This is a genomic window from Rossellomorea vietnamensis, from assembly GCF_008180415.1.
In the GTDB taxonomy this organism is placed as follows: Bacteria; Bacillota; Bacilli; order Bacillales; family Bacillaceae_B; genus Rossellomorea; species Rossellomorea vietnamensis_C.
The window spans coordinates 1-26,584 of the sequence record NZ_VTEI01000005.1; the positions used below are offsets into that span (position 1 = coordinate 1).

The window sequence follows — 26,584 nt, forward strand, 5'->3', positions numbered from 1 at the left end:
GTCGGGCATTGGGAAGTCGATACAGTCATCGGCAAGTCACACAAAAGTCAGATTCTCACGTTGACCGAGCGTACCAGCCGGTTTGAGATTATCTATAAGCTGGCGGCGAAAACGGCGAGTGAAACTGCACAGTCCATCATCCATGTGTTGAAGAACTTGCCAAAAAAAGTGGTAAAGTCCATCACCGCAGACCGCGGCAAGGAATTTCATCTTTGGGAAGAAGTCGAAAAAGGGCTGGAGGTTCCCTTTTACTTCTCGGATCCCGGCAAACCAGGTCAGCGTGGCACCAACGAAAATAGTAACGGCCGCATTAGGCGCACGTATCCAAAAGGAACCGATTTCAACCGAATGACCCAGAAGGACATCATGGATTTTCTCTTGACGTTCAACCAGGTCCCCCGGAAAGTGCTCAATTATAATACGCCATTTGAGGTATTCATGAATTTCTTGCCGTGTTCGACTTGAGTTGACAATTTACATAATAAAAAAATTTGTATTCTGGTACCAAAAAGGGCTATTTAAGTTTAATTAAAATGGAAAATAATTAAACTTAAATAAAAAATGCTAATTATTGTACTTATACTCAAGAAGTACAACTAACAAATTCATTTGCTGCATAGTACAACCAAACTATTCAATTGAAAATAATGTTCCATATTTAGCACGATTTTGGAAAACGTATGCCTAATTCCTCGGTAAAGATAAGGAGGGTTAGGCTTTTTTTCTTCATAATCGTTGAAATACTTCTTTTGGTAAATACGGTTGTGTTGCCCGGTAAATTCCTTGGCGTAAAGTGGTAAAAAAGATGGCAAGGGTGGTAAAATCTTTGGCTGTATTCACCAAGTGGACTGAACAGTTATGAATTATTTTTCCCTGAACAAGGAACCTGTCCCTCTGTCTAAAATTGCACAAAGCGAAAATTTGCCCATTGTGCAATTTTGTGATATAAATAGATCTATCGCAGTAAAATGAAGGGAGAAAACGATGGTGGAAGAAAATCTGAGGCTGAAAAAGAAAAAAGCGACTAGGCGTGAACTTTCTGAAGCAGCTTTCCAGTTGGCGGTCGAGCGCGGAATCGACAATTTCGTGGTTGAAGATATCGTGAATAAAGCAGGTTATTCAAGAAGAACATTTGCTAATTACTTTTCCTGTAAAGAACAGGCAATTGCCAGTTCTTTAACGATAGAAGATTATCAGCGCAGAGATGAAGATCGTGAATTAGAAGGTCTATCGCCATTGAGTACCATCGAGCTGCTCATTGAGCGCAGTTTCACTATTGATAAACTTAATCGGCTTCATCAATTATTTTCTTTATCACGCAGTCATCCGCCACTAAAGCTGTATGTGACGGGAGTAATAAAAGAAATTCAGGATGAAGCGCGAAAACAAACCAGTGAAGATTATGGCAGTGAATATCCTGATGCGTATTATCACTTGCTCATTGGGGCTGTATTCGGAGCCATCATGCCGATTCTTGATGGCAGCATCAATGTTCCTCTGCCTGCAGGTGAAAGTGAAAGCGAGCATAACAGAGAATTTAGTGAGTATATGAAAACAGTATTTTCGAAGCTGAGAGAAGGATTTAATTAAATACAAACATAGAGGAGCAGGAGAAAGAGTATGTCTAAATTATTTTATAAAATAGGGAAAACAGCATACAGCAAGCCATGGGCATTTATTGTCAGCTGGCTGTTGATTCTGGGAGTCATCATAACCGTCATTGCAACCAACGGTGTTCACATGAGCAGTGAAACCAGGATTGAAGGGACAGAAGCACAGGATGTTTTGGACAAGCTGGCGGAAGAGTTTCCAGTCGTTTCTGGGGGACAAGGCAGTTATATCTTTGAGGTGCCTGATGGAGAACAAGTGGATGGGCCGGAAAATGCAGCCTCACTTGCCAGCGCCATCAACAAGATTTATGAGTTGAATTATGTTGTCAATCCGCTTGATTTGATAGAGGAAAGCGGTGGCATGGCTCAGTTACAGGAGATGCAGAGTCAATTAGCACAGGTACAGGAATCTGATGTTTCATATAGACCTTTCGTTTTGAATGAGATGCCTATACCAGGAGTAAAGATTTCAGAAGAAGGAAATATCGCTCTGCTTCAATTTCAATTAACAGAGCAAGTGGAGAGTTTAACTGAAGATGAAATCCAGCAGTTGAACGACTTAGCCATTGAGGCAGAAGAAGATACCTCGATTACGGTCATTCCGACTGGTACACTTCAAGGAACGGATATTCCTATCGGCGGAACACATGAAATCATAGGGCTTGTCATTGCTGGCATTATCCTGATCGTTACATTAGGATCACTGGTAGCAGCAGGACTTCCGTTGATTGTTGCCCTGATTGGTGTCGGAGTAGGTGTTGGCGGAACATTTGCTTTATCAAGCGTTTTCGAGATCAACAGTTTGACTCCTACCCTTGCGTTAATGATAGGGCTTGCAGTTGGAATTGATTATGCCTTATTCATTGTGAACAGGCAGAGAAAACTGATCATCGAAGAAGGTCTTTCAGCAAAAGAAGCTGCGTCACGCGCATTGGGTACAGCGGGAAGTGCCGTATTCTTCGCAGGACTGACAGTCATCATTGCATTATGCGGAATGCTGGTAATTGGGATTTCCTTCTTAAGCAGCATGGCGCTTGTCGCTTCGATGACAGTGTTTATTGATGTACTCGTAGCACTTACTCTATTGCCTTCCCTTTTAGGATTGATAGGTGAAAAAATTGTATCAGCGAAATCAAGAAAGAAAGCGAGTAATAAAGAAAAAGCAAAACCGTCATTTGCCAGCCATTGGATCAATGGAATCATCAAATTCAAATGGCTGGTGGCACTTTTGGTTGTCGTGATTCTAGGAACGATGGCTATTCCAGTCGGCGAGATGAACTTAGGCATGCCTTCTGGTGCAAGTGCGAACAAAGATACTGCAGTAAGACAGAGTTATGACCTCATTTCAGAAAACTTTGGAGAGGGCTATAATGGAACGTTGCTGCTTGTCGCTGAAGACAAGGACGGCAATCCGATAAATCCTCAGGAATACATTCAGGTACTATCCAATATCAGTCAACTCGACAGTACTGTAGAAGTTTCCCCAGGTGGATTCAATGGTGAGGGAACCATCGGGATCATGAGCATCACTCCGGCGGAAGGTCCCACTGATGAGGAAACCAATGACTTGGTTCATTATTTAAGAACAGATGATTCTATCCTGGAAAATACCAACCTGGAGATCGGAGTAACCGGATTAACGGCAATCAACATTGATATTTCCGAGAAACTGGCGGAAGTATTCCCGTATTACATCGGGATCATCGTTGTTTTATCCCTAGTGATCCTGCTGGTTGTTTTCAGATCGGTCATTGTACCGATCAAAGCAACACTTGGATTCTTACTAAGCATCATGGCGACATTTGGTGTAACGACAGCCGTGTTCCAATGGGGATGGTTCGGTTCATTATTCGGAATCGACACTGGAGGTCCGCTGCTGAGTTTCATTCCGATCATGGTGACAGGTATTTTGTACGGATTGGCTATGGATTATCAGGTTTTCCTTGTATCCTCTATGCGTGAATCGTATATTCATGGTCAAAAAGGTGACAAAGCCGTCATCAGCGGTTATACCATTGCAAGTAAAGTGGTCGTAGCAGCAGCCTTGATCATGGTCTCAGTATTCTCAGGATTCATTTTCACTGAAGATATCATGATTAAACAAATCGGTTTCGCCCTTGCTTTTGGTATCCTGATTGATGCCTTCTTGATTCGAATGATTTTTGTACCTGCGGTCATGTCCATGTTTGGTGACAAGGTTTGGTGGCTGCCAAAATGGTTAGATAAGTTATTGCCTAACTTGGATATTGAAGGAGAAAAATTAATAGAAGAACTTTCGAAAGACGCCAAGAAGGAAAAAGCAAAAAGATAAATCAAGAACAGAAGAAAACAGATTGCCTTAACGGTTTCAGTTCTTGGAGAGAAAACAATAAATAACACCCCCTGGAGAGGAGTACAAACGTGCAGCGTTTTGTACTCCTTTTTTTTTCTGTAATGCCCTTTCCGAAAAAATTTGCTGCTATTTACCAATGTCCTTTTGATAGGATCAGGGTTTCTAAATGAATAAAGATGTGATTAGAGAATCATGGGTGCAGGGTTTCAATATATAATTCTTATGAGGAAAAAGGAAAGATGAATTACTCAGATATCTTCCTTTTCTGTGAAAGGGATGTTCCCCCAACCTATTTTGTCGCATTTCGATTGAATTCAATGAAGGTTAGTGTCCTGAAGAATGACATAAGGAACCCGTGTTGCTGAACTTGCCTATAGGGCACTGGAGCGAAGCAAGCCAATATGATGGCTTGTTCTATATATGAATACATGAAACAATAGTGAAGAAGGTGTTTTTTAAACCAACAGCTATTTACCTTTCAAGTATGTAAATGTACTTAAATTGTTAGGAGAGTATTTGGAGTTTCAGGGCTAGGTACAGTCATGCCAATGATTATTTTAAAGAGAGGTTCTGAACACATGATACTAGAAATGAAAGAGTCCGAGTTTTATAGATGCAAGAACTTAATGAACGCAGAAGGACACTTGGAAGTTATGTCTGTCATTAATGGAGGAAATCCCGGTCGTGTATTTGTGGACGATCTACATGCTCCTTCATCAGGAGTGATTTGGCTTGGAAGTAATAATGGTTTTATTTTTTTTGGCGATGAAAAGAATCAGGAATTTAATCAAGGCTTGAACGATCTTTTTTCTGAAGTCGTCAAACCAGAGTACCTGAAACAGGATTTTACCTGTTTTGAAGCGATCGGCAATCATCCCGGTTGGGACCAAACGTTCGAAGAAGTTTTTGGACGTAATTTGACCAGTTACAAGCAAAGGGTTTATGAATTACATAGAGATCAGTATAAAAAAGAAGCGGAACCCGGGATCGAACCAGAGTACAAAGTGATGAAAATAACGAAAGAGATCCTGGTAAGCGAAGATACTTCCTCTTATAAAAACATTGACTTTCTGCAAGGTAAGATTCTGGATTTCTGGATTTCACCTGAGAAGTTTCTGGATGATGGTGTTGGCTACTCTGTTGTTCATGGCAATGAAATCGTAAGTGTTTGTTTTTCAGGCGTTGCAGCGGGAAGTGTACACGGCATAGACATTGAGACCTTGAAGGCTCATCAAGGAAAAAAACTTGCCCAAAAAGCGGCCCATTTTTATGTAAGAGAATGTTTGGAGAATTCGATTACTCCGTATTGGGATTGCATGGAGATCAATAGTCCTTCTGTTTCAGTTGCAGAAAATCTTGGCTTTACCAACACATTTAATTATAAGTGGTATAGTACCTCTTTTGATTGAAGAGGTTTTAGGGAGAACATTTTACCTTGCAAGCTGGGTGTATCTAAGGAGCATGGGGATAGACCTGATTATTTCGTTAGAAAGGAGTTTAATGAAGAATGATCAATTCTCTTGAATTTATACTGCCTGTATTAATCGTAACCCTGTTTGCTGGGGTTCTTTTACCAATACTTTTTAGAAATAAAGAAAAGGTGGATAAAGGCCCGGGGCTTGTCTATTATAAGCTTAGTTATAGAAGAAAGATGATTCGGACCTTAACGACGATTCCCTTACTTATTATCATAATCATCGCAACTTCCTATCTGACAGACCTGGATGGAGTTGAAACTCTAGTGTTTACTTCTGTGATCGTTGTATTGACTATTATTCAATTCTTCTATAATTACTATAAATGGAAAAAACATGAGGAGAGATAACATTTTTATTAAAGCTGTTTTCGCATAGATTGTGTCTTCCGGAAAAATTCCAGGAGCCGGATTTTTCCCGGATACTAAGAGTTTTATCTCTTATCGGGTAAGAGTAGCTCTTTTGTTTCCCATTACCGTATTTTTACTTCTTAATTTTGATATTTCTTCGGAATTAGTATCCAATAGCCAAAAAGTTTACTAAGAGAGCCTTAATAAAATAGTAATAGAATGATTACATCCCGGAAACCAGCGTTTCTGGGTTTTTGTTTAGACACTGTCCGTTGTAATAAAAAATTGTTCAGCCAATAATGATATGGACATTTTATATACCTGTTGGCTAATGGAAATTACTCTGAATACATTCTAGCAAAGGTATTACCTCATACCACCTACTCACAAAGCGTTTTACCGCTACTTATAGGGACCATTGTATTACGCAGTGGATTCTTACCGCACAATAAAAGTGATCATTCAGATAAAGTACCATGAATGGCTGACCTAATAATACGAAGCACGAAAAAATGGATAAGAGAATGAAATATAAGCTTTAAGGAATGATAATAGTTAAAGGTCAATATTGAATTTCATAGGGTGGGGTTATGAACAATTATACGAATGACAACACGGCACGACGCTATAAAGCTCATGTCAGCATTTGGGGGACGACGCAGATTCATTTGCGAAATCCCTATATCATTGCATGGTGGAGTGCAGCTTTTCCGGGATTCGGGCACTTGCTTCTTTCTAAGTATTTGCGAGGATTTGTCCTTTTTATTTGGGAAGTAATCGTAAATGTTAATGCAAACGTCAACCTAGCGATGGTTTATTCATTTCAAGGTGAGATTCAAATGGCTAAAGATGTGTTAGATACAAGGTGGCTTCTCATTTATATTCCTGTTTACATATTTGGAATATGGGATAGTTATCGAACAACCGTTGATTTGAATAAGGTATATGTGTTAGCAGAACGAGAAGAGCACCATTTTAATTCATTTAGTATAGGCGCTTTGGAAATAAATTATTTAGATAAAAGAAATCCCATAATTGCTGTCATTTGGTCCTTATTTGTACCGGGTCTTGGTCAGCTTTATATACATAGAATCCTAACAGCATTTTTTGTAATTATCTGGGTCGTCACATTCTCCTATTTTTCTCATGGTCTTGAAGCTTTATCGCTTCTGTTTCTAGGAAAGGTCCAAGAGGCTACATCTGTATTAAAGCCTGAATGGCTTCTCTTTTTTCCTTCCATTTATGGATTTTCCATTTTTGATTCATATATCAACACGATAGAGAATAATAAGCTTTATGAAAAAGATCAGAGAAAGTATCTTAAAGAACACTATCAGGCAGCTAATTTCACCATATTAAAAGGACGAAAAGTGAAGTGATGATATGCAGTTGATTTCAACGTTTGAAAATAATGCATTCTTAGAAATAGCGATATCTATGCTGGAGAAAAAGGGTCTAAAAAAAGAAAACATCTTTGCTGTCCCATTAGATAATCGAATGGAAGAGCGGATGGTGTTTGATACGATTCATCGTTCTGATGGGACATCGCTGATCGATATAGGGATGGTTCTCAGCACAGCCTTTTCTGTTATTGGAGCCAGCATTGGCTTTAAATTGGCATGGGGTCCTATTTATTGGGGGCTGATTGGAGCCTTCATCGGTTTCATGTTAGGCTTTGCCATTCGCCTCGTTACAGAATTAGTGATCAAAAAGAAAAGGCGGCTTTTAAAAGGAAAACAGTCCGAGGTTGTATTAATAATTGATTGTGAAGAATCGCAGGCAGAGTTAGTTGAAAATATTTTATGGAATCACTATGCACTGGGAGTGGCTAAGGTGAAGGAGTAATTATAAAGTCTGGGCAGGTTAAGTGTTCCAAATTATGGTAATTCATTGCCCTGATTTCTGAGGGTGAAATCAAGCCAGTGATCGATCGAACATTCCCATTGAAACAGGCAAGGGAAGCTCAAGGGTATTTTAAAAAGCCGGGAAAGTAGGGAACTGCTTTCTGAGGGATAAAAAGTGGTTCATAAAGGTACGAGAGTTTTCATCAAAGCAGGCAGTTTCTGAAGAGAATAATACATAGAAAATGGCGTGGATGCTCACCCACGTCATTTTTTTGTGCAAAAAATTTTCACGAATTGTAACTACTTTATAGGGATAAAAGCCCCCTCCTTAAAATTTTTTTATACAAGAATAGTTTCAAAATGATTAATAAAGGGAACTATATTCCAAAAACTTCAAATGATTTCTTTTAGATATAAGGGTTCAAGTTTAATAGTTATAGGCCTTTTCGTCTAAAGAAGATCACATGCAGGGGGGAAGAAAGCGATGAGAAATTATTATGGAATAGGAATAGTGCTTCTTTTGGTGGTTAGTTCACTGTGGGGATGCTCTGCAAAGGCTTTAGACGGGGGAGAAGAGGAGAGTCCACTTATTATGCGGCTTGCTCATAATCAAGGTGAGAATCATCCAATACATACGTCACTATCTGAGTTTGCGAGATTAGTAGAAGAAAAGTCAGAGGGAAGGATTGATATGAAGTTGTATCCGGGCGGACAACTGGGATCAGAGCGTGAAGCTATAGAGTTAACACAAACGGGTGCGATTGATTTTGCAAAGGTAAGTGCGAGTACGGTGGAAAATTTTTCAGATGAATACTCCATATTAAGTCTGCCTTATCTGTTTGATGATGAAGACCATTTTTATAAGGTGATGAACAGCAGTATTGCGGAAGGATTTTATGATGAAACAAGAGATATCGGTTTCAGGGGACTGACGTTTTACGATTCAGGGACCCGAAATTTCTATACAAAAGATACTCCTATCCTGCATCCAGATGACTTGCAGGGATTGAAAATAAGAGTTCAGCCCACTCCAACTACAATTGAGATGATTGAGTTAATGGGCGGTGCTCCCACTCCCATGCCTTTCGGGGAGGTTTACACCTCGCTGCAGCAGGGAGTCATCGATGGGACTGAAAATAATGAAACGGCGTTAACGGATGCCAATCATGGAGAGGTTGCGAAGGAATACAGCTTCAGCGGGCATGCCATTGTCCCAGATATCCTGGTCATCAATGAAAAGAAGTGGAACCAGCTGACAGATGATCAGAGAGCATCCATTCAAGAAGCAGCAGATGAATCGACTGTTTTTCATAAAGAAGTGTGGAGAAAAGCGGTTGAATCAGCCATTGTCAAAAGCAAGGAAAATGGAGTCACCTTCCATGAAGTGGATAAGGAACCGTTTGCCGAGGCCGTACAGCCTCTTCATGAGGAGTTTGCCGCTAAAGAATCTACTGCAGACTATTACAAAGAAATCCGTGGAATGTCAACGGAAGGGACTAAGGGGGAGTAAAGGATGGAGAAAGCAAAAAAATGGATGGATCAGGGAATTGCCTTTGTAACCTGCACGGTGCTTGCCGTTATGGTTCTGATGGCTGTCTGGCAGGTTTTTTCAAGATATGTACTAAACGCACCGAGTACCATTTCGGAGGAATTTCTCCGTTTTGCACTCATTTGGGTTTCAATGCTGGGAGCTGCTTACGCATTTGGAAATAAGAAACACCTGGCTATTGAACTTTTCATTCATAAAGTGTCAAAGAAAAACGCGTTGAAGGTTAGTATTTTAATAGAAGTAATCGTTTTGTTATTTGCCAGTCTTGTTATGATCGTTGGGGGTGTGCAAACGATCGGCATTTCGATGGGGCAGTCTTCGCCGGCATTGGGCATTCCTATGGCATCCATCTACTTATCTCTGCCTGTTTCAGGAATCCTGATCATCTGTTATTCATTGTTTTCTATTTATGAATCTGCTGTCAAACGGAAAGCGGAATTCTATTCAGAAGATATGGAAACAGAGTGGCCGGCCACTCCTTTAGACGCAGAAGGGAGGAGCATGAAATGACGATCACTGCGGGATTGATATTGTTTTTTGCCTTTTTCATTCTCTTGTTTCTTGGAGTACCGATAGCGGTCAGTATCGCAGGGGCATCGATCACCACTATGCTTATATTGTTTCCATTTGATATCGCCGTCTTTACTTCAGCGCAAAAACTGGTAACAGGCTTGGACAGTTTTTCTCTTCTCGCCATTCCGTTTTTTATACTGTCAGGAGTCATTATGAATCGCGGGGGGATTGCCATCCGCTTGATCAACCTGGCAAAGGTGCTGGCAGGCAGGATGCCGGGATCACTGGCTCATACCAATGTGGTCGGGAATATGTTATTCGGCTCCATCTCCGGTTCGTCTGTTGCAGCCGCTGCAGCAATCGGCGGAGTCATGTCGCCACTGCAGGAAAAAGAAGGATATGAAAGGACCTATTCAACTGCCGTTAATATTGCATCCGCTCCTGCCGGTTTGCTCATTCCGCCAAGCGGACTGCTGATCATTTATTCCTTGGTCAGCGGTGGGACTTCAGTTGCAGCTCTGTTTATCGCCGGATACATACCGGGAATCCTTTGGGGGCTTGCTGCAATTGTGGTTGCTTACATTATTGCCAAGAAAAAAAATTATCCAGTATCACCAAAGATAACGTGGAAGCAGCGGTTTAGAGTTTTTCTAGAAAGCCTGCCTAGTTTGATGTTAATTGTTATTGTAATCGGGGGAATCGTGGCTGGAATTTTTACTGCAACTGAGGGGGCAGCCATTGCCGTTGCTTATTCTGTGATACTTTCGATTTTTTACCGAAGTTTTAAACTAAAAGACTTACCGAAAATGCTCCTCGAAACGGTCGAGATGACTGCCATCATCATGCTTCTGATTGCGACGTCTTCGATTCTGTCTCTGGTGATGTCTTTCACGGGAATTCCGGATGCGATTAGTAGTGGGATGCTCTCGCTGTCAGATAATCCGATCGTTATTCTATTATTGATGAATATCATTCTATTGATTATCGGAACTTTCATGGATATAACTCCGGCGGTTCTTATTTTCACTCCGATCTTCCTGCCGATCACAGCTGAGTTTGGGATGGATCCGGTCCATTTTGGTATCATGATGTGCCTCAACTTATGTATTGGAAGCATTACCCCTCCAGTTGGGAGCGCGCTGTTTGTCGGAGCAAGTGTAGGAGGAGTGAAAATCGAACAGGTGACAAAGCCATTACTGCCATTTTACGCAGCCATCTTTGTCGTATTGCTGGCCGTGACCTATATTCCGCAAATCAGTCTCCTGCTTCCAGGGCTGCTTGGGCTGTAGGAGATATGATGTGAAGCGCAGATAATAGCAGGGAAGTACATGTATCATTATTTGCTGGAAAAGTTATTTAAGGATAATGGGAGACACTCTCATTATCCTTTTTTTATAGTTGAAGAGCAGATGGACAGCTGCCTTGTCGCTGTCTTTTACAAAAAGTATTTATGACTCCATAAATATCCTATTTACAAAGATAACAACAGCTACCCATCTCTTCTTAATAATATGCTGCTTAATGTGACGTCATTTTGTGATTCTTAGGGCTAGCCCCCCTTAAGATTAGTAGAGGTGTGTATGAAGCTGGCCGCATGTCGGCTGGGAGCAAGGGAAATGGTGAGAGATGTGTATGAAGCTGATCGCATATCGGTCGGGAGCGAGGGAATTGGTGATAGATGTGTATGAAGCTGGCGGCATATCGGTCGGGAGCGAGGGGATTTGTGAGAGATGTGTATGAAGTTTGGTGCATATCGGTCGGGAGGGAGGAATTTTGTGAAAGAAATGTATGACATGTATCTTCCTGTGACGTGTGGGCAGCTTATTAGTCCAACGCTGTTTAATTAAATTTATTAAAATGGACAAAATCATTGATTTCCTATGAAAATGATGAAAAAATAGATTATGAATATTCAAGAGTGAATATTCAAGTTATTTAGAGGAGCTGAGTTTAGAGATGAGTAAAAACAGTGTAGTTGAGAATGGGTTATTTGGAGAGTTTGGAGGCAGCTATCTTCCTCCAGACTTACAAGAGGTATTATCAAACCTTGCAGAACAGTTTTATAAGTATAAGAATGATGATGAATTCAATGAAGAGTTCAAATTCTATCTAAAAGAGTTTGTAGGCCGGGAAAACCCATTAACCTTTGCAAAAAACCTTACTGAAAAAACAGGTGGAGCAAAGATTTACTTGAAACGAGAGGACCTCAATCATACAGGTGCTCATAAAATCAATAATGTGATCGGTCAAATATTATTAGCCAAACGAATGGGTGCCACAAGAATCATTGCTGAAACAGGTGCCGGCCAGCACGGCGTGGCAACAGCTACTGCGTGTGCGATGTTTGGAATGGAATGCATTATCTACATGGGAAAACTGGATACTGTCCGTCAATCTCTGAATGTATTCCGGATGGAGCTTTTGGGTGCCAAGGTCATTCCGGTTGATAAAGGGCAGGGCAGGTTGAAGGATGCGGTAGACGAAGCCTTGAATGACCTTGTTGAAAATTATGAGAATACCTTTTATCTGTTGGGTTCTGCAGTAGGGCCTCATCCATTTCCGACGATGGTCAAGCATTTTCAATCTGTTATTAGTGAAGAGTCCAAGAGGCAGATTCTTGAGAAAGAAGGAAAGCTGCCAACAGCAGTCGTCGCTTGTGCAGGCGGCGGAAGCAATGCGATCGGAGCTTTTGCTCACTACATTGATGAGGAAGATGTTCGTTTGATTGGAGTTGAGCCGGCTGAAGCTCCTACACTGACAAAAGGTGTTCCTGCGGTTTTGCATGGATTTAAGTGTTTAACCCTGTTGGATGAAGAAGGAAATCCGCAGCCGACCTATTCCATTGCAGCAGGACTCGATTATCCAGGTGTCGGCCCGGAACACAGCCATTTGAAAACGATTGGCAGAGCAGAGTATGTGACTGTCACAGGACAGGAAGCATTAGAATCCTTCCAGGAGTTATCCAAAATTGAAGGGATCATCCCTGCATTGGAAAGCTCCCATGCAGTCGCGCATGCTGTAAAGATCGCTAAAACACTATCTCAAGAAGATATCATCATTGTCAACCTTTCTGGGAGAGGGGATAAGGATGTAGAGCAGGTATTTGGGATGCTGAATAAGAAGTAGATTAGTAGGAAAACTGGTTACCCTGAAAGGGTAGCCAGTTTTTTTGTTTTGATGCGGAGAAAGGGAGGGATTTACTGTCCTGTATGTTTAAAAATAGGGCAGTAAATCCCTCCGTCTTAAGTTCGACCATGTTTTTAAAAATATATGTTTGCAGCATGTATTAAACTCATGTAATTGAATTTGGCATTCGTATATCTTGGGTTCATACCCAATCAATTCTTTTGAGACAAGCATAAAATGAAAATATAAAAATTGATCAATAAAGTCATAGGTTTTAATACTTGGTGTACTTACTAACCTTTATCAATTTTTATGATGTCTTCAAATAGTCGATAGGTACAGCTATTTATACAATAATTTTTAAATAGAAACATAGCGTAGCTTGCCATTTGATCATTATTCTCTTACACAAATAGCTAACTATCCGTCGTAATAAGGTTAGAGATATCTCTTGCAAGGTTCAAGGGGGGATATATCAAAGAAACCAAATAGGGACAAAAATTAGAAAGGAGGAAATGCTTTTGGCGATATTATCGACTGGACCTATAGTAAACAGTTTCAGTAAATGGTGTGAGGCAATCACAAACAGTAACAGTGAAAATCGACAATCGCAGTTCCAGCAATTCTGCCACAGTTCTAGTTCAAGGGTATTACCTTGATGGAACACGTACTTTATATATATTACAGCAAATTGTGGTTGCGGCAAATCAAGTTATCACTAGAAACTACTATGCTAATTTTGAAGGTTTTGAATATGTATTTACAACAAGCGGAACGGCTGCTGATGACATACAAATATCGGTTTGGGGAAAGAATTCTGCTGCTCAAATAAGTGCAGCGCATCGCTTAGTATCAGATGAATTACTAGGGTCCGATGTAGGAGCAATAGGGCCCCAAGGAGCGACGGGTCCTCAAGGAGCCACTGGCCCTCAAGGAGCGACGGGTCCTCAAGGAGCAACAGGTCCTCAGGGAGCAACGGGTCCTCAAGGAGCAACAGGTCCTCAAGGTGTAGCGGGCCCTCAAGGAGTGACGGGCCCCCAAGGAGTAACAGGTCCTCAAGGTGTAACGGGCCCTCAAGGAGCAACGGGTCCTCAGGGAGCAACCGGCCCTCAAGGAGCAACAGGTCCTCAAGGTATAACCGGTCCTCAAGGAGCAACTGGGCCACAAGGAGTAACCGGCCCCCAAGGAGCAACCGGCCCTCAAGGAGCAACAGGTCCTCAAGGTGTAACCGGCCCCCAAGGAGCAACCGGCCCTCAAGGTGTAACAGGTCCTCAGGGTGTAACAGGTCCTCAAGGTGCAACAGGTCCTCAAGGAGCAACCGGCCCACAAGGTGTAACCGGTCCTCAGGGTGTAACGGGCCCTCAAGGAGCAACAGGCCCTCAAGGAGCAACAGGTCCTCAAGGTCCAACCGGCTCACAAGGTGTAACTGGTACACAAGGTCCAACCGGTCCACAAGGTGTAACCGGCCCTCAAGGTGTGACCGGTCCCACAGGAGCAACTGGTCTACAAGGAGCAACGGGTCCTCAAGGAGCAACCGGCCCTCAAGGAGCAACCGGCCCTCAAGGAGCAACAGGTCCTCAAGGAGCAACCGGCTCACAAGGTGTAACTGGTACACAAGGTCCAACCGGTCCTCAAGGAGCAACCGGCCCTCAAGGAGCAACCGGCCCTCAAGGAGCAACAGGTCCTCAAGGAGCAACCGGCTCACAAGGTGTAACGGGTCCTCAGGGAGCGACGGGTCCTCAAGGAGCAACCGGTCCCCAAGGTGTAACAGGTCCTCAAGGTCCAACCGGCTCACAAGGTGTAACCGGTCCTCAAGGAGTAACCGGCCCCCAAGGAGCAACAGGCCCTCAAGGAGCAACAGGTTCACAAGGTGTAACAGGTCCTCAAGGTCCAACCGGCCCTCAAGGTGTGACCGGTCCAACAGGAGCAACTGGTCTACAAGGAGCAACGGGTCCTCAAGGAGCAAYCGGCCCTCAAGGAGCAACTGGCCCACAAGGAGCAACAGGTCCTCAAGGTCCAACCGGCTCACAAGGTGTAACCGGTCCTCAGGGAGCAACCGGTTCACAAGGAGCAACCGGCCCACAAGGAGCAACAGGTCCTCAAGGTCCAACCGGCCCTCAAGGAGTGACCGGTCCAACAGGAGCAACTGGTCTACAAGGAGCAACAGGTCCTCAAGGTCCAACCGGCTCACAAGGTGTAACTGGTACACAAGGTCCAACCGGTCCACAAGGTGTAACCGGCCCTCAAGGTATGACCGGTCCGACAGGATCAACTGGTCTACAAGGTGCAACGGGTCCTCAAGGAGCAACAGGTCCACAAGGTGTTACAGGTCCTCAAGGTGTAACAGGTCCTCAAGGTCCAACCGGCTCACAAGGTGTAACCGGTCCTCAAGGTGTAACCGGCCCTCAAGGAGCAACGGGTCCTCAGGGAGCAACCGGCCCTCAAGGAGCAACAGGTCCTCAAGGTGTAACAGGTCCTCAAGGTCCAACCGGCTCACAAGGTGTAACGGGTCCTCAGGGAGCCACTGGACCAGCAGGGGGACTGTCTCCAAGTGTGCTGGCCTTTGTTAATAATACTGCAACTGTCCCTTTAGACGTAACTGCTCCATTTACCGAAACCATTATAGCAACCGTGCCTAGCACGACTGTTACTGCTGGTCAGAATATTAAGATTGACTATACAACGTCAATTCAGACTAACGCAAATGCAAACAATGCGATTACTATTAACATCATCTTATATAGGAATGGTACACCTATTTCAACAAGAACTCTAAACCGATCCCTTCAAGCTTCGGGAACCCAAAGGTTTGTTGTATCAAACACTTTTGTAGAAACAGCTCCAGCTGCTGGGACTGTAACATATACACTAAGAGCTCTAGTAACATCAGCAACTAATATCACTTCAGCAAATGCAATTAATAATTTCGTGAATCTCATTAAATTTTAAAAGATGCTCCAAATACCAGGTCATGTTAGAGATCGCCTTCATAAAAACACAGCAAAACATTTATTTACTGTTTGATCACTTTATTTAAGAAGTGGTCTTTTTTTAACCAATAATGTACTGTCTAATTGATTCCTTGATTTATCTCAAAGTAGCACAATCATAACAAACTTTCGAATTTATTCTATCCTTCAATTTTGTGACAGAAGAACAGGTTTACTGTCCTGGATTTTGGTTCATTTGATTTCTTTCGGGTCACGAAACTGTCACTTTGTTCCTTCTTTTACGATTAGGGGAATAAATTTACCAAAAAAACAATAAAAAAAAACGACCAGTGTGATTATCCACTAGTCGTTTTCCTGATCAGTCAATCATTCATTCAGCAGCACCATTAATGATTAGTACTGGTGAGAGAGAAATATCCTCACCCCCGTAAAACTCTATTTGGTTCTTATTGAATCCTGCAGCGGTGGCGGCTTTCAGTCTAAATTGGGTTTTGCCGGCTGTATTGATTTGTGATAAGGCGCTGGCTGATAGCACCAAATCAGTGTACCCAGTGGCAGAAGGTGATTGGACGCTGCCGACATTGTTCAGGCTGGCAAGTGCAGAAAAATCACCTTGTTCGATTGCACCGGTACCAAAGGTTCCTTTTTTTATATCTGCCTGAATAGATGGAACCGTGCCTGTCAGAGACTTTGTGTAAAGGCGGATAACGGCTGATTCTATCGTAGTTTGCCCCAGTGAACTGGTATCAAAAGAAAGGATCCCTCTATAAGTATCTGTGTTGAACATTCCTTTATCGCCAACCTTGACGTCACCGGTTCCTTTTCCATCAGCTGTGAATTTTCCAACAAAACCATCTTCTGCTGAAAGGGAAGGGATGGTTAAACCTTCAAGTGGAGGTGCAGCTTCATCGATAACATAGATTTCCTGCTTAGTCGTTTCTTTGTTTCCAGAGGAATCTATGCTGAAGAATTTAAGTGTCGTATCGTCCGTAATAAGGATTGGCCCTGTATACAAGGGTGATTGAACAGTCGGAACTGAACCATCGGTTGTGTAGTAAGTAGAGGCTTCTTCATTTGCCTGCAAAACTACCTGTACAGAAGTGTTGTAGGTTCCTCCTGAGGGATTTGCGGTGGTAATCGGAGCTGCAGTGTCCTCATCTCCGCCACTCTCATTGGTAAAAGAGTCAAAAAACTCCCACATCAGCCGGCTGGCATCAGGTCCTTGCGGGTCGGTATAACTTCCTTGCGAGCTGCCGCCGGACCAGGCATGCCCCATATTTTGGACGGTCACTTTTTTCATCAAGACATTTCCGTCTCCGTCCTCATAATCACTAACACTATAATTTCGGCCGCCTGACACAGTGAAGTTGTTTGTTCGCTCAGGCTGGTCATCGATCCAGTTATCATTGGTTCCATTCTGGGCAAGGTCATTTGTGACGGACCATTGAGTTATGACCTGATTACCATTAACAGGAGCGACTGTATAGTCCGAGGTGCCATGAAAGACAATGACGGGCAGCACTTTTGCCCGGCTTCCCATTGCCTGATAGGCGGCAGCCCCTTGCTGCTCTGGGTTAGGCCCTCCGCTTGACATTGCCGTGAAGGCACTGATTACACTGTTTGCAGCTTTATATTCTAGACCTGCACCAACTCCAATTCCTGAAAAGAGATCTGGATAAGTTGCTCCCATGATGACACTCATAGCGGCACCTGCTGAAAGTCCAGCTGCATAAACCTTATCACCTTGTATCGAGTAGCTATTTTTTACCGAAGTCACCATGCCTGCAATAATAGAAGGCTCTCCGCTTCCCCTTGACTGGTGTGCTGACTCAAACCAGTTCCAGCACTTATTTGAGTTAGCGCTGCTTGTTTGTTCCGGGTATAAAACCAGGAATTTTTTCTCATCAGCCAGAGTATTCATTTTTGTTCCAGCTGCAAACTGACTGGCATCCTGAGTACATCCATGGAGCATGACATATAAAGGGTAAGTATCATTAGAATCGTAGCCGTTTGGAACATAAAGCTTATACGGTTTACCTCCATAAGTACCATTAATAAACTGTCCAGCAGCAGAAGACGAACCCGGAAACCCTAAACAAGCAATGAACATGAAAAAAGCAACCGTCATCAGCCATAAACGTCTACCCGTCATAAAAGGAACCAACCCCTTTGCTTTGATAGCTTAAACTTTACAGAGAAGGAGTTACAAAAGAGTTACAAATGAAGAAACTCATCAATTGGTCCTACAAGGCTGGCTGAAATAATATTTCCTGCGAGGATTTCTTTAAAATTCAGAGAAGTACTAGTACAAAAGGGGGGAATTAAATTGCTTAACATAGAAATTAGAAGGCCGACTAATGACGATATAGAACAATTAAAACAGTTTTTCAGATCTGTAGTGACAGATACTTTTTATAAAGAAGGAATTGGGAATATGGTTGAAGATCTAGAGGACGAAATTGAATGTAAGATAAACTATTTAATAGATGACTTGCAGAGCAGCGGTGAAACACGGTACTTTCTGATTGCTGTAAAGGAGGAAAGGATTGTTGGTACGATTGAATACGGAGCAGCAAGCGAGCTGATTAATCCTTGTACAAATAATGCTTTAAAGGATGTATATGAGGTAGGGACTGTTTTCGTGGATCCTGAATACCAAAGGAATGGGATAGCCAACTTACTATTGCATAGTATTTACACTAGGTTGAAAAATAAAGGAATTAAAGAATGCTGCTTAGATAGTGGGTATGGTCGCTCTCAAAAAATCTGGCAACAGAAATACGGTACTCCGGATTACTTCTTAAAGAATTATTGGGGAGAAGGAAACCACCATATGATTTGGCGGCTCAAGGTAGAGGAATTAGTGAGATAGGCTTCTTATAAAAGCTCTTTCCAATACTATTTCATTCTCTTCAAGTTAGAAACTTCGACTTATTCAACTATTCATATTATTACAAAGAATCAAGAGTAGTTGAAAATATTTGGTGGGGCGAGGAACCAACCTGTCCCTCTGTCCCTTTCAAAAAGAGAAGGCAGGACCTCATTTTGTAAACAAGAGATCCTGCCTTCTTTACTATTTTACTGGTAATTAACAAAAGCAGGGGCAGGGTCTAATTCCAAGACATCTTTAGGCGTCATTAGTGGTTCATCTTTTTTGTAGAACACCTTGAAGCCTCCGTATTGAATTGGCTGCTTCTGGACGTGTTCATTGTATCCTGCTCTTTTGATTCCAGCGATTCCATGGCCGTCAAAATTCAAGACAACTTCCACGTTGTCCGTAGGCTGGATGGCGTCCTTGTTGGTCAGAACTTTCTCTGCAAATTGATGGACAATGACAAACTTATCCGGAAGCCCATTTTCCTCCGTCAAATCGGATACATATTTTATCGCTTCTTGAATCTTTTCACCATCGACCGTACCTAAGTCTACTCCGGGAACTTGTCCCTCTTTGACTTGAAATTCCGTGTCAATGGCTAAATGGACGTGAGGCATTTTTAAGTATTTTTCCAGCGATTTGACTTGATTCATGACGGTATCACCGGCCAGCTGTACATCGAGAATAAGCAAGGCATTGTGTTCTTCTGCCAATTGGGCATATTCTTCAATAGCTTCGTCCGGTGTTGGAACGATATAGTCACCATCTTCTCCGGGACTCCGCTGAGCTACGGTTGAGATCAGTTCGATCGCAGGGATAGCCGGTCTTTCAGGGTCCAGTTCAGAATAGGCCTTGGTTTGCTCCAATAATTTATCCATGAAAACTTCAGGGCTGTGTTCTCCTAAAATCCCCATGTTCACTGAATTGGGGTGCCCATAATAGGAGACAATTCTATGATCCTTAAGCGGTCCATCGGTTGTATCTTCTGCGCCTTTGGTCAAGGTCTGCCCCAACGGAACACTTCTTTCCGTGTCGCCTCCATGCGCCTGCGTTCTCGGCATTTCCGCCATTTGCTCTTCCGTATAGTTGCTTTCCAGCGGCTGAGCACTTTGACTGGGCTCGATTGCCTGATAGGATGCTTGGTTTGCGAATCTTGGAGAACTCGCTGCGTCCGCAATCGCATAATGCTGCTCTTTAAAGGAAAGTTCTGTCTTTTGATGCATCATGGATTCCTGGTTTGATGAAGTTACTGACTGTGAACAACCTGTTAACAATAATGCAGGAATGGCTGCAAAGCAAGCTCCCGTTCTCAATATCTTTTTCATGTTATCCCACCTGTTTTTAAAATATGAAAATACTTCTGTGTTGATGGCGGCTCTCTCACCGACTGATGAATTTCAATATATAAATCTCATATATTGAAATTCTTTTCTATTAAACATCAAAGCTCTCATTACACTACCCGGACACTCGTGTGCATAAACCTTTACCGGGAATAGCATGGCTGGTGCGCTTACCATGAAACATGAATCCTAAAAACAATCGAGTAATTCATTCATTTACCTGCAGACGTTTTTTTAGCTATATTAAATGTGACAATTCTGTGGGAAGGATGAGCAAGACGAGGTCCAGCTGTCCTATATAGATGGCTCCACCAAAAAGAACATGAATTTGCTTATCGAAACAAGAAACTTTACACTTCAGCATAAAATAGTTTCACATCCAATTCTTACAATGTAAAAAAGTCGATAAAGTGGTAAGCTAGTAATTCAGTGTCACAAATATGCTAAAATCAGGACACGTGCAACTAACAGGAGGTTTACCAATGAATATAGATAATAATGATATATTAATCCGCTTACGCTATGCGCTGGATATCAAAAATACAGAGATGGTGGAGATCTTCAAGCTTGGCGGGGTGGATTTGTCTAAAGAAGAAGTGCTGAAGGTACTGACAAAATCAGAGGACGATCTCGCTGTAACAGAAACCCATATAGCGTGTGATGATGAAATGTTCGAGTCCTTCTTAAACGGTTTTATTACATATAAAAGAGGAAAGCAGGAGCCAAAACCGGGGCAGCCTGAACGACCGGCTTTAACCCATGAGCACGTGAATAACCTGCTGCTCAAAAAAGTGAAAATTGCGCTCTCTCTCACAAGTGAAGATTTGATCGAGATATTGGATGATGCTGGAGTGACGGTTACCAAAGGGGAAATCGGCGCCATACTGCGGAGAGAAGGCCACAAGAATTACCAGATCTGCGGTGACCGGTATGCCAGGAATTTCTTAAAAGGATTAACCATCAGATACAGAGGATAAATCATGAACCATACTTTTTCAGGTCAGACGATTCATTTTAATATTAAATATAAAAACCGCAAATCCATTGGTATTTACCTTGACAGTTATGGAAATATAGAGGTGCATGCACCTAAAGGCACACCAGACGAAGCTATACTTCGATTAATTGAAGATAGATGGGAAGTAATTCTGCAGAATTCCAAGGAAAGAAAAGACAGACTGAATGGGCCGCAGGAAAAGGACTATGTGCACGGTGAACAATTTTTGTATTTAGGAAAGGTCTATCCCATAGAAGTCCATGAGGATTGGAGCACCTCGCAAGATCATATAAAGTTTGATGAAAACACTTTGCATATCTACGTCAAACAGCTTGAAGGTGAGCGGATTAAACAGGCTTTAAAACGTTTTTATTATAGACAGTGCAAAGCGTTAGTAGAGAAGAGTATCTCCGAACATCAACATCACTTTAAAACAAAGCCCCATTCCATCCGTATTACGGACAGCAAAACAACATGGGGAACCTGCGATGGAAAAAGGCAGCTGACCTTTAATTGGAAGCTTGCCATGGCTCCCCGGGAAGTGATTGATTATGTAGTCGTCCATGAAATGTGCCACATGATCCATCTAAATCATGACCGGTCTTTCTGGCGTCTGGTCGGAAAAATTGTACCTGACTATAAAGAGAAAGAAAATTGGCTGGCCGCATCGAACTGGAAGATGACGGTGTAGGAAAAAGGGAACAGAAGGGTCACCAGATTATGCCCTAACGCGGGGCAGACAAAGTATTAGTTAACTCTTAAGCAAGGAAGGGGTTAAGCACCAATCATACTATAATCCTTTCATTGACTATAAGTTTGCTGGCGGTGTACCAATCCCTAAACCCTATGAAAAGGCCCCCATGAACCGTTTTGTTCGTGGGGGCCTTTTATATTTGTTTAATGATTTTCTCTCAACAGATTTCTTTGTCAGCTGTTTGGCTACTTGTTAGCCTTTTACTTTTCTTCAGAGTAAAAGGAGAACCTTTTTACTTGCCTTTGATAGTCATCCATCAATTCATCATCATTTTCTATATCTTCTTCATCAACTTCAGTCTGTGCTATTTTCTTCATTGCTTTCATTAACTGAATCAGTGTTTTCATTTACATTAGTATCATCATTTGCTGCATTATTAGTATCTTGCTCTTGTTCTGTTCCTTGTCCTTCATCTTCAAGTGCAATCACCAACTCATCGTCACCGCATCCAATTATGATTCCGTCATCTGGTAAAAGAAGATAGAAATCTGTGCCGGGATTCAGGGTGTTCAGTTCATCAACAGTTCTTTCGGTATCTGCTGCAATGGTTTCTAATGTATCTCCATCTCCAACTATGTGAACGTCCTCATTGGTATCCACTCCAATTACTTCTCCGATAGGGAGCGCTGTAGGATCGAAAACATCCTTTTCATCGATGAGGTCAGAAACTTCGACACCATAATCGTGGGCTATCCCCAAATGGCGTCGCCTTCTGAAATAACAATTTCATCCGCACTGGCTGTTCCAGTTGCACCTACCAAAAAACCTGTGGCAAGAGCTATGGCTTGAAAGGATTGATGGGTGGACGATGGATAACTAAAATAAAAACTTAGGATTAGTCTGTCCATCTTTCATCAGTCACAAAAGCTAAAGAACAAAAGGTCAAATAGCTTTATTTATGTACGGTTACAATGCTAAGAGACTAATCCTTCAAGTATTATTGGTAGGATTTTTTGTTCTCCCTTGTAAAGAAGGGATGAAGCTTTCTATTACAGCTGCTGCAATTACAAGATATCCGAGTCGAAATTCAGCATCATATACTATTGGAACAGGTTCATACAAATGTACAACAAAAGGATATTATCGGAGTCATTGGTAAAAATGGCACTGGGAAATCAACCTTGCTGCATCCGCTGAACGATGAAATCCAGCCAGACGGAGGCCAAATCAAACATCTTCAAGAAAAACTGGTGTTTTGTTGCCCGCTGAGACAGGTGTACTGGTTTTGACTTTTGAGCGGCTGCCTGGCTCGGTCTTATGTTCCTCTATTGAACTCTCCTGTCTGGATGTTTTATGCAAGGGTGGATTAGTATGTGAGTAATTTATTTAACTTTGGTTAAATTATACATATTGATCGTGAGAAAAGGGGCCAACTTTGATGGAAACATTCCTAAATGATTTGGACAAAGTATTTGAGGGCAACGAAGACTATATGGTTCTGGAACAAATGATTGGTGATGTAAAAGTTGTACTAGTAGGGCTAAATAGTCTCATTGATTTTCCTAAGAGTATACAAGCCCTGGAGAACCATTACATAAAAGCGGAGTCTAATACTGACTTCAAGAGACAGATGGTAATTCACCCATGTAAAAAAGGGAAGGTATCAAAGGATTTAATTCAATCCCTGTTGGAAGGTAAAATGATTGTATGGATAAGAGGAGAAAGAGAGCCTTTTATATTCTTTGATACAATCGAAACAGGCTTAAGCCGTTCAATTGAGGCTCCAACAAATGATAATATCCTTCAGGGGCCGCTGAATTCATTCTCTGAAGATATCTCTATGAACATAGGAATGATACGCAAGGAAATTCAATCAAGTGCCTTACGCTCGAACTCCTTTATCTTTGGGACTGTTCAGAGGAAAAAGGTGTCGCTGCTTTATAGGACGGATAAGGTTGATAATGGGCTGCTTAGTAAAGTAACACATCAAATGGAATCTAATCGGATGATGGATTTGTCAAATCTTCAGGATATAACAAAAATGCTGGGGATTCCAAATAAGAGTTTGATTTCATATTTTTATAAAACCGAACTTCCCCAAGAAGTTCAGAAGAGTTTAGCTAAAGGAAAGGTCGTTGTGTTTCTTGATAGATTTCCCTTTGCTTTGGTATTGCCAAATGAAATTTCTGATATGTTTTTTCTTGAGAACGATAGAAACTTCACCTTTCCTTTAATGATTGCTATGAGGCTACTGAGGATTGCTGGGGCATTAATTGCTCTCATTTTACCTGGACTGTATGTAGCTCTAGTGGCTGTTAACCCTGAGATGTTAAGAATAGAATTAGCATTAACTGTTGCAGAAACACGGGAAGGGGTCCCATATCCCGCTTTTGTAGAGGCACTGTTGATGTTATTGGTCCTTGAATTAATCCTTGAGGCAAGTATAAGACTGCCAAAGAGCATCGGCCCAACTATCACAATGGTAGGAGGTATAATTCTAGGACAAGCAGCAGTAGAAGCACGTTTAGTAAGCAATCTGCTTATTATAATTCTTGCGGCAACAACTATTGCTAGTTCTACAATTATAGGGTTTCAAAATTCTCTTATGATAAGAATTTTTAAATACATCATATTGCTGTTTTCAGCCATTTTTGGTGTGGTTGGTTTATTTGCAGGATTATTTCTAATATCGGCCTATATGTCAAGTTTTAAAGTTATAGGGTTTCCTTACTTTGCTTTAAGAGGGGTGCATAAGAGTGGATAGAAGTTACAGCGTTTCTATTATGTATATTCTGAGCCATACGGGACTTATCCTTTTTATGTATCCAGCAGATATCATTGAAAGTACAAACCAGGGACACTGGATTCCGATAATGATAGGGGTAATCGTTCATTTCATTATTTTATCTTTATTTCTTAGAGGGCTTAACTCATTTCCTGATAAAGATATCATCTCCATTTATTTGAAAAAGGGAAAATTTATTGCCTCTATCTTTCTGTTTCCTTTGTTTCTATACTTGTTGATGGCTGGAATTATTACAGTCCGATCGTATTCGGAAATCGTGACAATTGTATTCCTTTCCAAGACCCCCCTTTGGGCAATTATGTCTCTTTTTCTTATTTTAGCCAGTTATACGGCTGCGCAAGGAATAGATGGAATTATAAGAACAGGCGTCTTCCTATTTCTCCTTTTATTTCCTTTGTTGTTTTTTATCATGCTCACTTCGTTTCAAAATGTTGATTGGCGATATGTCCATCCACTGATGTTAAAGGATTTTTCATTTTTGAAAAAATCTTCCTACTATAGAAGTTACTTTGCTATTGGCGGAGTTTTCTTATTTCTTGGATACCTTCCTTCAACCATCCCGGTTAAAAAGAAAAGTATTCTTTTTGCAGCTCTACTGATAGCTCCCATCTTTTTTTTATCTGTATATATTCCCATTCTTACATTCGGCCAAGCGACTGCTCCGCATTTTTTGTTTCCTTTTGTTATGGTAGTTGATGCCGTTAATCTTATTTGGTTTATGTTTGACCGGTTTACAATGTTTTTCTTACTAAGTGTCGTGATTTTTATATTACTCTTTCTGTCATTAGTGTTATGGATGCTAACTACAACATTGACTAAGACTATTGTTCCTTCTATAAAACCTGTTTACTTGATTATGGTTATTTCAGTTATTATCTTTACTATTTCATTGCTGATCTCCGATTGGAAAGGAATTGAGATGCTGTTTCAGTGGAATACATATATAAGATTTTATGTAATTTTAGGAATTCCCTTTTCAATTTTTCTCCTTGGTTTAATTGAAGAAAGGGGGCAAGGTGCATGAGCAACAGATGGATTCTTAAAGTTTTGGTGGTGGCTATTGCTCTGATGTTCCTCTGCGGCTGCTGGGACAATAGGGATATAAATCATCGTGAAATGCCAGTCGTGCTTGGAATTTCTAAGCATGAAGAAGGATATAAAGTATATTTTCAAATTCCTGAACCTCAAGAGGAAACGTTAACTACAAAGATAGTCATCGGGGAAGGGGAAACGATTAATCAAGTTGTCGATAAAATCAGTGCTGATATGGAAAGCAGTGTAGATTTGCTTCATGTTAAGGTGGTCTTAATTGATAAAAATCTTGCAGAGGAAGGAATGAAGGACCTAATAGCTGGCATATTGAGGTCAAGGGATATTTCTGCAAAATCCTTAGTCGCTATTTGCGAGGAGGATATGAATCAATTATTTGCTGCAATGAATAGCAAGACTTCTCCTTCAGGCACTTCTCTTTTAGAGTTTTTTGAGAAGGACGCAGGATGGAGCCCCCAGGTTGCTCTGACAAGGGTGTGGCAGATTTATAGAAGTATTCATTCCTATACAAGAGATGTAGCTATTCCGATACTGGATCTTGGAGATACCACTTTGATTAAACATGTCGGATCAGCAGTTATTAAAAATGGAAAGATGGTTAATGAAATCACTTCAGATGAAACACTACTTTACAATGCCTTTAACGGGGAAAGTGCTCAAGGTAAAATAGAAGTCTTTAAAGCAGGCAGTGTGTTGATTGCGGATAATTCGTTATCTCATATAAACTGGCTGGAAGGTGACACTCCATTTCTTGAAACGACAATCAAGTTTGATGTCATGTTATTAGAAACCAGGGGAAACCCGACTACTAAAGAAATAAAAACCGAGTTAGAAGAAATCCTTACCATTCGATACCAAGAACTTTTTGAGAAATTACAAGAGACAGAAGCTGACATACTTGGCATAGGTCAGTTGTTTAGAGTAGAAATACCAAGAATGGATTTAGAAAAGTGGCGCTCAGAGTATTTCCCAAGAATGAAAGCAGACTTTCAAATTGAGGTTGTCATAGAAAACACTGGGAACTTAAAAGCACCTTCAAACTGAAAGCATTACCAATAAAATTCGAAAA

General features: G+C 41.6%; 23 protein-coding genes. 20 read left to right on the plus strand and 3 right to left on the minus strand.

The genetic code is table 11. The features are described from left to right. The 13 genes from FZC78_RS11195 to FZC78_RS11255 all read left to right on the plus strand — a co-directional run. A partial coding sequence (locus FZC78_RS11195; protein WP_148939796.1) for an IS30 family transposase occupies window positions 1–465 on the plus strand: 465 nt, incomplete at its 5' end. Between the two features lie 519 nt (window positions 466–984). Next, on the plus strand, window positions 985–1,590 hold the full coding sequence (locus FZC78_RS11200; protein ID WP_148939797.1) for a TetR/AcrR family transcriptional regulator: 606 nt from the start codon (window positions 985–987) through the stop codon (window positions 1,588–1,590). Between the two features lie 30 nt (window positions 1,591–1,620). Next, window positions 1,621–3,921, plus strand: coding sequence for an MMPL family transporter (locus FZC78_RS11205; RefSeq protein WP_148939798.1), 2,301 nt, complete (start codon window positions 1,621–1,623; stop codon window positions 3,919–3,921). A 599-nt stretch (window positions 3,922–4,520) separates the two neighbouring features. Continuing rightward, window positions 4,521–5,351, plus strand: coding sequence for a GNAT family N-acetyltransferase (locus FZC78_RS11210; RefSeq protein ID WP_148939799.1), 831 nt, complete (start codon window positions 4,521–4,523; stop codon window positions 5,349–5,351). A 98-nt stretch (window positions 5,352–5,449) separates the two neighbouring features. Next, complete coding sequence (locus FZC78_RS11215; protein WP_215727408.1) at window positions 5,450–5,767, plus strand: hypothetical protein; 318 nt, start codon at window positions 5,450–5,452, stop codon at window positions 5,765–5,767. Window positions 5,768–6,357: 590 nt separating this feature from the next. Continuing rightward, complete coding sequence (locus tag FZC78_RS11220) at window positions 6,358–7,146, plus strand: hypothetical protein (RefSeq protein WP_148939800.1); 789 nt, start codon at window positions 6,358–6,360, stop codon at window positions 7,144–7,146. A 4-nt stretch (window positions 7,147–7,150) separates the two neighbouring features. Further along, the gene (locus tag FZC78_RS11225; RefSeq protein ID WP_148939801.1) at window positions 7,151–7,612 is read left to right on the plus strand and encodes a hypothetical protein; all 462 of its coding nucleotides are present in this window, start codon (window positions 7,151–7,153) and stop codon (window positions 7,610–7,612) included. 53 nt (window positions 7,613–7,665) lie between these two features. Continuing rightward, a complete protein-coding gene (locus tag FZC78_RS11230) occupies window positions 7,666–7,761 on the plus strand; it encodes a hypothetical protein (RefSeq protein ID WP_435874103.1) in 96 nt (31 codons plus the stop codon). 334 nt (window positions 7,762–8,095) lie between these two features. Then, window positions 8,096–9,121: a TRAP transporter substrate-binding protein gene (locus FZC78_RS11235; protein ID WP_148939802.1), complete on the plus strand. Its 1,026-nt coding sequence runs from the start codon at window positions 8,096–8,098 to the stop codon at window positions 9,119–9,121. Window positions 9,122–9,124: 3 nt separating this feature from the next. Further along, window positions 9,125–9,670 (plus strand): TRAP transporter small permease, encoded by a 546-nt coding sequence (locus FZC78_RS11240; RefSeq protein ID WP_148939803.1) that lies wholly within the window; start codon window positions 9,125–9,127, stop codon window positions 9,668–9,670. Beyond that, entirely contained in the window at window positions 9,667–10,962 is a 1,296-nt protein-coding gene (locus tag FZC78_RS11245) for a TRAP transporter large permease (RefSeq protein WP_148939804.1), read from the plus strand. The genes FZC78_RS11240 and FZC78_RS11245 overlap by 4 nt, the downstream gene beginning before the upstream one ends. Before the next feature lie 667 nt (window positions 10,963–11,629). Next, window positions 11,630–12,799, plus strand: coding sequence for a tryptophan synthase subunit beta (trpB, locus tag FZC78_RS11250; protein ID WP_148939805.1), 1,170 nt, complete (start codon window positions 11,630–11,632; stop codon window positions 12,797–12,799). Between the two features lie 570 nt (window positions 12,800–13,369). Next, window positions 13,370–15,748 (plus strand): hypothetical protein, encoded by a 2,379-nt coding sequence (locus FZC78_RS11255; protein WP_215727409.1) that lies wholly within the window; start codon window positions 13,370–13,372, stop codon window positions 15,746–15,748. Between the two features lie 372 nt (window positions 15,749–16,120). Here the strand turns inward: FZC78_RS11255 and FZC78_RS11260 are convergent, their stop codons facing one another. Next, window positions 16,121–17,902 carry an extracellular catalytic domain type 1 short-chain-length polyhydroxyalkanoate depolymerase gene (locus tag FZC78_RS11260; RefSeq protein WP_252183593.1) on the minus strand — a complete coding sequence of 594 codons (1,782 nt, stop codon included), beginning with the start codon at window positions 17,900–17,902 and terminating at the stop codon, window positions 16,121–16,123. A gap of 174 nt (window positions 17,903–18,076) precedes the next feature. Between FZC78_RS11260 and FZC78_RS11265 the strand changes: the two genes are divergently transcribed. Beyond that, window positions 18,077–18,622 (plus strand): GNAT family N-acetyltransferase, encoded by a 546-nt coding sequence (locus tag FZC78_RS11265; protein WP_148939806.1) that lies wholly within the window; start codon window positions 18,077–18,079, stop codon window positions 18,620–18,622. 206 nt (window positions 18,623–18,828) lie between these two features. Here FZC78_RS11265 and FZC78_RS11270 read toward each other — a convergent pair whose 3' ends face one another. After that, entirely contained in the window at window positions 18,829–19,950 is a 1,122-nt protein-coding gene (locus tag FZC78_RS11270) for a hypothetical protein (protein ID WP_148939807.1), read from the minus strand. A 500-nt stretch (window positions 19,951–20,450) separates the two neighbouring features. Between FZC78_RS11270 and FZC78_RS11275 the strand changes: the two genes are divergently transcribed. Next, window positions 20,451–20,945 carry a DUF1456 family protein gene (locus FZC78_RS11275; protein ID WP_187444908.1) on the plus strand — a complete coding sequence of 165 codons (495 nt, stop codon included), beginning with the start codon at window positions 20,451–20,453 and terminating at the stop codon, window positions 20,943–20,945. A 3-nt stretch (window positions 20,946–20,948) separates the two neighbouring features. Then, window positions 20,949–21,656, plus strand: a complete 708-nt coding sequence (locus FZC78_RS11280) for a M48 family metallopeptidase (protein WP_148939808.1) — start codon at window positions 20,949–20,951, stop codon at window positions 21,654–21,656. A gap of 357 nt (window positions 21,657–22,013) precedes the next feature. Here FZC78_RS11280 and FZC78_RS11285 read toward each other — a convergent pair whose 3' ends face one another. Then, window positions 22,014–22,418 carry a LysM peptidoglycan-binding domain-containing protein gene (locus tag FZC78_RS11285; RefSeq protein ID WP_148939809.1) on the minus strand — a complete coding sequence of 135 codons (405 nt, stop codon included), beginning with the start codon at window positions 22,416–22,418 and terminating at the stop codon, window positions 22,014–22,016. Window positions 22,419–22,762: 344 nt separating this feature from the next. Between FZC78_RS11285 and FZC78_RS11290 the strand changes: the two genes are divergently transcribed. The 4 genes from FZC78_RS11290 to FZC78_RS11305 all read left to right on the plus strand — a co-directional run bounded on the left by FZC78_RS11290 (window position 22,763) and on the right by FZC78_RS11305 (window position 26,559). Beyond that, window positions 22,763–22,948, plus strand: coding sequence for an ATP-binding cassette domain-containing protein (locus tag FZC78_RS11290; RefSeq protein ID WP_187444909.1), 186 nt, complete (start codon window positions 22,763–22,765; stop codon window positions 22,946–22,948). 149 nt (window positions 22,949–23,097) lie between these two features. Then, window positions 23,098–24,423, plus strand: coding sequence for a spore germination protein (locus FZC78_RS11295; protein WP_148939993.1), 1,326 nt, complete (start codon window positions 23,098–23,100; stop codon window positions 24,421–24,423). Then, on the plus strand, window positions 24,416–25,489 hold the full coding sequence (locus FZC78_RS11300; protein ID WP_252183594.1) for a GerAB/ArcD/ProY family transporter: 1,074 nt from the start codon (window positions 24,416–24,418) through the stop codon (window positions 25,487–25,489). The genes FZC78_RS11295 and FZC78_RS11300 overlap by 8 nt, the downstream gene beginning before the upstream one ends. Continuing rightward, the gene (locus FZC78_RS11305; RefSeq protein WP_148939811.1) at window positions 25,486–26,559 is read left to right on the plus strand and encodes a Ger(x)C family spore germination protein; all 1,074 of its coding nucleotides are present in this window, start codon (window positions 25,486–25,488) and stop codon (window positions 26,557–26,559) included. Before FZC78_RS11300 ends, FZC78_RS11305 begins: the two co-directional genes overlap by 4 nt. Window positions 26,560–26,584 lie beyond the last annotated feature (25 nt).